This window comes from Amycolatopsis thailandensis (assembly GCF_042723255.1).
Lineage (GTDB): Bacteria > Actinomycetota > Actinomycetes > Mycobacteriales > Pseudonocardiaceae > Amycolatopsis > Amycolatopsis thailandensis.
Window position 1 is genome coordinate 22,551 of sequence record NZ_JBHXJK010000111.1, and the last position, 6,301, is coordinate 28,851.

Annotated in this window: 7 protein-coding genes; 2 read left to right on the forward strand and 5 right to left on the reverse strand. The window is 67.9% G+C overall.

Features of this window, described 5'->3' with window-relative positions:
- Positions 1-52: 52 nt before the first annotated feature.
- Together ACFWMR_RS32455 and ACFWMR_RS32460 are read right to left on the reverse strand one after the other, a co-directional pair.
- Positions 53-883, reverse strand: a complete 831-nt coding sequence (locus tag ACFWMR_RS32455; RefSeq protein WP_378381129.1) for a hypothetical protein — start codon at positions 881-883, stop codon at positions 53-55.
- Positions 880-1,167: a hypothetical protein gene (locus ACFWMR_RS32460; protein WP_093938910.1), complete on the reverse strand. Its 288-nt coding sequence runs from the start codon at positions 1,165-1,167 to the stop codon at positions 880-882. The genes ACFWMR_RS32455 and ACFWMR_RS32460 overlap by 4 nt, the downstream gene beginning before the upstream one ends.
- 264 nt (positions 1,168-1,431) lie before the next feature.
- Here ACFWMR_RS32460 and edd point away from each other — a divergent pair, with 264 nt between their 5' ends.
- Positions 1,432-3,321 carry a phosphogluconate dehydratase gene (gene edd / locus ACFWMR_RS32465; protein ID WP_378381130.1) on the forward strand — a complete coding sequence of 630 codons (1,890 nt, stop codon included), beginning with the start codon at positions 1,432-1,434 and terminating at the stop codon, positions 3,319-3,321.
- Positions 3,318-3,938: a bifunctional 4-hydroxy-2-oxoglutarate aldolase/2-dehydro-3-deoxy-phosphogluconate aldolase gene (gene eda, locus ACFWMR_RS32470; RefSeq protein ID WP_005164729.1), complete on the forward strand. Its 621-nt coding sequence runs from the start codon at positions 3,318-3,320 to the stop codon at positions 3,936-3,938. The genes edd and eda overlap by 4 nt, the downstream gene beginning before the upstream one ends.
- Before the next feature lie 43 nt (positions 3,939-3,981).
- Here the strand turns inward: eda and ACFWMR_RS32475 are convergent, their stop codons facing one another.
- From ACFWMR_RS32475 to ACFWMR_RS32485, 3 genes are all read right to left on the reverse strand, one after another.
- Entirely contained in the window at positions 3,982-4,419 is a 438-nt protein-coding gene (locus ACFWMR_RS32475; protein ID WP_378381131.1) for a GNAT family N-acetyltransferase, read from the reverse strand.
- A gap of 85 nt (positions 4,420-4,504) precedes the next feature.
- Positions 4,505-4,945: an iron chaperone gene (locus ACFWMR_RS32480; RefSeq protein WP_378381132.1), complete on the reverse strand. Its 441-nt coding sequence runs from the start codon at positions 4,943-4,945 to the stop codon at positions 4,505-4,507.
- Between the two features lie 50 nt (positions 4,946-4,995).
- Positions 4,996-5,619, reverse strand: a complete 624-nt coding sequence (locus tag ACFWMR_RS32485) for a glyoxalase (protein ID WP_378381133.1) — start codon at positions 5,617-5,619, stop codon at positions 4,996-4,998.
- Positions 5,620-6,301 lie beyond the last annotated feature (682 nt).

The window sequence follows — 6,301 nt, forward strand, 5'->3', positions numbered from 1 at the left end:
AAAGAGCCACCTCAAAGCTTCGTCGCCGGGGGGACGGGAGAATCCCGCGCCGCTAGTTGATGAACCGCAGATCCGAAATCGCGCCACTGGCCACGAGCATCACGTAGAGGTCGGTCAGCACGAGCGTGCCGAGCGTCGTCCACGCCAGCGCCATGTGGCGGGTGTTGAGTTTCGTGATCTGGGTCCAGATCCAGTAGCGGACCGGATGTTTGGAGAAGTGCTTGAGCCTGCCGCCGGTCACGTGCCGGCACGAATGGCACGACAACGTGTACGCCCACAGCAGGATCACGTTGCCGGTCAGCACGATGTTGCCGAGCCCGAACCCGAACCCGCCGTCGCTGCCGTGGAACGCGGTGATCGCGTCGTAGGTGTTGATCAGCGAGACGACCACGGCCACGTAGAAGAAGTAGCGGTGGACGTTCTGGATGATCAGCGGCAGCCGGGTCTCCCCGGTGTACTTCGCGTGTGGTTCCGCGACCGCGCACGCGGGCGGCGAGAACCAGACGGCCCGGTAGTAGGCCTTGCGGTAGTAGTAGCAGGTCAGCCGGAAGCCCAGCAGGAACGGCAGGACGAGGAAGCCGAGCGGGATGAAGCCCGGCAGTTCGCCGAACCAGGCCCCGAAATGCCGGGAGCCCTCGACGCAGGATTCCGAGACGCAGGGCGAATAGAACGGCGTCAGATAGTGGTACTCGGGCACCCAGTACGCGGTGCGCACGAAGGCCCTGATGGTCGCGTAGACGATGAAGGCGGAGAGGCCGAGGACGGTCAGCAGCGGGGACAGCCACCACCGGTCGGTGCGCAGCGTTTTCTCGGCGATCCGGGCCCGCGACGGTGCGCGGACCCCCGTACCCCGTCCGGCTTCCTGGCCGGCGGGGGCGCTCACCGCTGGTCGCGCTTGTAGCCGCCGACGCCTTCGTCATCGGCGCCGTGCCAGAGCGCCGGGTCGTATGGCGTGTCGGGCACGGGGACGCGTTCGGTGGACTTCGCCTGCGCGGGGACCGCGTGCGGGGTCGTGTCCAGATCCGTCGCGTCGATGTCGAGCCGCTCCACGTCGTTCGCCAGGCGCCGTACCGCCGACGCGTCGCCGTATCGGGATCGCAGCGCGCCGACGCACTGCCTCAGCTGACCGATGGCTCGCCGAAGCTCGGCGATCTCTGTGGTGGACATCGGTACCTCCCGATGGTCGGTTCGGTTGGCCGCTTGAGCCTTCGAAGGCAAGCGATTCCTCGCCGTCTCGACTCTGCCGCGCGTTGTGCAATGTGACAAGTAGCACAGTAGAACCTAAGGGCGTGACGGAGGTCACGCGAGTCGATCTTCTGTATCGATTTTGATTCGGGCTTTCCCCTGGGTTACTGTGGCCACTGTCACGACCCAGCGACGTCAGCGTTGCCGTCCCGCGGACCACCACGACCAGTGATCCGGAGCCGGACAATGAGCACCGCCCCGAACGTCCACCCCATCATCGCCGAAGTCACCGAGCGCGTCGCCGCCCGCAGCGCCGAGACCCGCGCCGCGTACCTCGAGCGCGTCGCCGCCGCCCACGAGGAAGGGCCGGTCCGGCGCGGACTCGATTGCAGCAACCTCGCCCACGGCTTCGCCGCCATGGAAGGTGTCGACAAAGCGGCACTGCGCGCCGCGCGGGCGCCGGGCGTCGCGATCGTCTCGTCCTACAACGACATGCTTTCGGCGCATCAGCCGATGCAGGAGTACCCCGCGATGCTGAAGGGATCGGTCCGCCAGGCGGGCGGCGTGGCCCAGTTCGCCGGCGGTGTGCCCGCGATGTGCGACGGCGTCACGCAGGGCCGTCCGGGGATGGAACTGTCGCTGTTCAGCCGTGAGGTGATCGCGATGTCGACCGCGATCGCGCTCTCCCACGACATGTTCGACGCGGCGCTGCTGCTCGGCGTCTGCGACAAGATCGTCCCCGGCCTGCTGATCGGGGCGCTGTCGTTCGGGCATCTCCCGGCGATCCTGGTGCCCGCCGGGCCGATGAACTCGGGCCTGCCGAACAAGGAGAAGGCGCGCGTGCGCCAGCTCTACGCCGAGGGCAAGGCGACCCGCGAAGACCTGCTGGACGCCGAAGCGGCTTCGTACCACTCGGCGGGAACGTGCACGTTCTACGGCACGGCCAACTCGAACCAGATGGTCGTCGAGGTGATGGGCCTGCACCTGCCGGGCGCCAGCTTCGTGCAGCCGAACTCGCCGCTGCGGCGCGTGCTCACGGAGGAGGCCGGGCGCCGCGTCGTGAAGCTCTCGCGAGGCGAGGAGTACACGCCGATCTCGCGGGTGATCGACGAGAAGGCCGTCGTCAACGGCGTCATCGCGCTGCTCGCCACGGGCGGCTCGACCAACCACACGATGCACCTCGTCGCGATCGCCGCGGCCGCGGGCATCCAGCTGACCTGGGACGACTTCTCCGATCTGTCGTCGGTGATCCCGCTGCTGGCCCGCGTGTACCCGAACGGCAGCGCGGACATCAACCACTTCCACGCCGCCGGGGGCATCCAGTTCCTGGTCGGCACGCTGCTCGACGCGGGCCTGCTGCACGAAGACGTCCAGACCGTCGCCGGGCCGGGGCTGCACCGCTACCGGCAGGAGCCGATCCTCTCCGAGGGCGAACTGGTCTGGCGTGACGTCCCGACGCACAGCCTCGACGAGGACGTTCTGCGTCCCGTGTGGCGTCCGTTCGCTTCCGACGGCGGGCTGCGGATGGTCGCGGGCAACCTCGGCCGCGCGGTGATCAAGGTGTCGGCGGTGGCCCCGGAGCACCGGATCGTCCAGGCCCCGGCGCGGGTGTTCATCGACCAGAAGTCCTTCAAGGACGCTTTCGAAGCCGGCGAACTCGACCGCGACGTCGTCGTGGTCATCCGGCAGCAGGGCCCGCAGGCGAACGGGATGCCGGAACTGCACGGGCTCACCCCGGCGCTCGGCGTGCTGATGGACCGCGGGCACCAGGTGGCGTTGCTCACCGACGGCCGCATGTCCGGCGCGTCCGGCAAGATCCCCGCGGCGATCCAGGTGACCCCGGAAGCCGCGGCGGGCGGCCCGATCGCGCGGATCGCCGACGGCGACGTCATCCGTCTCGACGCCAAAGCCGGGACGCTGGACGTCCTCGTGGGTGACGAAGAACTCGCCCGCCGTGAACTGGTGGACTCCCCTCCTTCGGAGGCATCCTGGACCGGCACCGGCCGGGAGCTGTTCGCGGCGCTGCGCCGCGCGGTCGGTCCCGCCGATCAGGGCGCGAGCGTGTTCGGACCGCTCACGCCGGAACACTTCGGCGCTCCGGCGCACACGTTGAACCCTGTGGAGGTAACCCAGTGACCACCGGCGCCGACCTGCTCGGCCTGTCCCCCGTGATGCCCGTCGTCGTGCTCGACGACGCCGCCGACGCGGTGCCCACCGCACGGGCACTGCTCGCGGGCGGGATCGGCGTGATCGAGCTGACCCTGCGCACCCCGGCGGCACTCGCCTCCATCGAGCGGATCGCCGCGGAGGTCCCGGAGATCGTGATCGGCGCCGGGACCGTCACCGCCCCCGAACACGCCAAGCAGGCCGCCGACGCCGGCGCGAAGTTCCTGGTCACGCCAGGCTGCACCGACTCGGTGCTGGACGCCGCGTTCGACACCGGCCTGCCGTTCCTGCCGGGCGCGAGCACGGTGTCCGAGGCGATGCGGCTGGCCGAACGCGGCCTGACCGCCCTGAAGTTCTTCCCCGCCGAAGCCAGCGGCGGCGTGGCGTACCTGAAGTCGATCGGCGGGCCGCTGCCCGGGCTGCGGTTCTGCCCGACCGGCGGGATCACCGTGAAGACCGCGCCGGACTACCTCGCACTGTCCAATGTGGGCTGCATCGGTGGTTCGTGGCTGACGCCGAAGGACGCGTTGGCGGCCAAGGACTTCGGGAAGATCGAGGCCTTCGCTGCGGAGGCGTCGAAACTCTGATCCTTTGTGAAGGCCACCTTCGTGGAGGTGGCCTTCACAGGTTTCAGAGCGGGAGCTGGTACTGGATGAACCCCCGGTTGACCGCGACCCGGTCGTACAGGCGGCGCGCGGTGGCGTTGGATTCCTTGGTGTGCCAGTAAACGCGCTCGTAGCCACGGCCACGCGCCCAGTCGGCGACCGCCTCGATCAGCGCCCGCGCGACCCCCTTGCCGCGGGCTTCCGGCGCGGTGAACAGGTCCTGCAGGTAACAGACGTCGGTGAGCGCGGAAGTGCTGGGATGCACCAGGAAGTGCACGATCCCGACGAACTCGCCGTCCACATGGGCACCGAGCGCGTGCATCCGTTCCCCTGTGCGGAATTCGCGCCAGGCGCGGTCGTAGACCTCCTGGGGCGCGACACGTTCGTAGAAGGCGATGTACGCGCGGAACAGCTTTTCCCAGGCTTCGCGGTCTTCGGACTTCAGCGGCTCGATGGTGATCATGTGGTCCTCCCAGTGATCACCCGAGCCTAAGGTTCCTCTGCCGTCCCGCGTGTGGCCACTCACGCGGTAAAGCGCATTGCCACTCTCAGCTGACGGCCTGCTTCACCAGGGCGGCGACGCGCTTCTTCACCGCGGGAGTGGCCGCGGTCAACGCGAAGGCCGTCGCCCACATCGCGCCGTCGTCCAACCGGGCCTCTTCGTTGAAACCGAGGGTCGCGTAGCGAGTCTTGAATTTGGCCGCCGCCTGGAAGAAGCAGACGATCTTGCCGTCCAGTGCGTACGCGGGCTGTCCGTACCAGAGCTTCGGCGCGAGCATCGGAGCGTTCGCCTTCACGACGGCGTGGACCATCTCGGCCAGCACCCGGTCCTCGTCGGCCATCTCGGCGATCTTCGCGACCACGTCCTGCTCCGCCGCCACCGCTTTGTCGGCGGCCGAACTACGGCGCGCGGCCTTCTTCATGTCCTGGGCGTGTTCCTTCATCGCGGCCTTCTCTTCGGCCGAGAATCCTTCGTAGGTGGTGCTCATGGTGTTTTCTCCTTGATAAGCGGCGAGCGGGGGCATCCGGAAGTGGCACATCAGGACTGGGCGGCGAGAGTGGAGGTCTCCCAGGCGAATCCGTCCGGGTCGGTGAACGGGGCGGGGCCGCAGATGGCGATACGGTGCGAGCCGGTGCCCTCCGGGGCGACGCCGGCGTCCTTGGCCAGGGCCTTGCGCCGGTACAGCGCCAGCTTGACCGGGTCCGAACCGGACTCGAACTCGACGTACATACGGCCGAAGCTCTTCTCGACGGTCAGGCCGTGCTCGGTGTAGAACTTCTTGCTCGCGGCCACGTCGGCGACCCCCAGCAGCAGGACGATGTCGTCGATTTCGCGGGTGGCCGGGCCGGTGTTCTTCTTCGCCGAGGTGGCGATCTTCCAGATCGCGCCGTCCGGGGCCTGGACGGTGCCGCCGTAACCCCACATCGACTTCGTGGCGGGCTTGATCACGGTCGCGCCGGCGGCGATGGCGGCGTCGACGAGCGCGTCGACGTTGGCGGGCTGGGAAACCGTGAGCGAGAGGGTGTAGCCGCGGAAGCCTGTCGAAGGCTCCTGCGAGGCGCGCAGGCGCAGCTGGGAGTCGAGCCCGAAGGCGGTGGAGTAGAAGCGTCCGGCGGCCTCGGTGTCGGCCACTTCGAGGGTGATGGCGTCGATGAAGTTCATGCCGGTAACGCTATTTCTCAGCGGGCGCCTGGTGCTTCTTGATTCCTGATCGGTCGTATCAGTGCTGGTCAGGACACTGTGGATGCGTGGTGAGGCCGGTTCTGACAGCGGGCGAGGCAAACGCGCCTGCCGAGTCGTTCAGGGCGGTCGTGAGTGGTAAGTGACGTTCTGACGGACTCGTATTACCCACCCACTGGTGGCTGGCGAGTGTGGAGGATCTGGGACGTTGAACGGGCCTAAGCCCTTGATCGACGGGGGAAGATTCCGGCCGCTGAACGTCCGGAATCTTCCCCCGTCACCCCGCCTGCCACCGGACTTGACCGGCACGAACCTTGATCAACGGAAGATCGGGGACGTTCAGTGTCCCGGATCCTCCGTTGATCAAGATCCGAGACCGGGTGACCCCGCGCGACGATGTAGGAATCGGGACGTTGAATGTCCCGATTCCTACATCGTCGAGCCAGGGCAGTTGCGGAACCGCCACCCTCGCGCAGGTCAGGCGTAGGTAGGTAAATACCGGTCCGCTCTAACGACACTTACCGCTCACGACCCACCCGGCCGACTCGGTCCCGCCGCTCTCACTCCCTTGAAGTACATGAAGGCCCCCTTCCTTGCGCCTATCGCAAGGGGCGGATTCCGGGGGTGGTTGCAACACGGGTGGTTAGCTGGTTTCGGTCAGGAG

Bases quoted from the DNA above. Each gene is read 5' to 3' on its own strand.
- ACFWMR_RS32460 (WP_093938910.1), bottom strand. From the start codon at position 1,167: ATGTCCACCACAGAGATCGCCGAGCTTCGGCGAGCCATCGGTCAGCTG.
- edd (WP_378381130.1), top strand. From the start codon at position 1,432: ATGAGCACCGCCCCGAACGTCCACCCCATCATCGCCGAAGTCACCGAG.
- ACFWMR_RS32475 (WP_378381131.1), bottom strand. From the start codon at position 4,419: ATGATCACCATCGAGCCGCTGAAGTCCGAAGACCGCGAAGCCTGGGAA.
- ACFWMR_RS32480 (WP_378381132.1), bottom strand. From the start codon at position 4,945: ATGAGCACCACCTACGAAGGATTCTCGGCCGAAGAGAAGGCCGCGATG.
- ACFWMR_RS32485 (WP_378381133.1), bottom strand. From the start codon at position 5,619: ATGAACTTCATCGACGCCATCACCCTCGAAGTGGCCGACACCGAGGCC.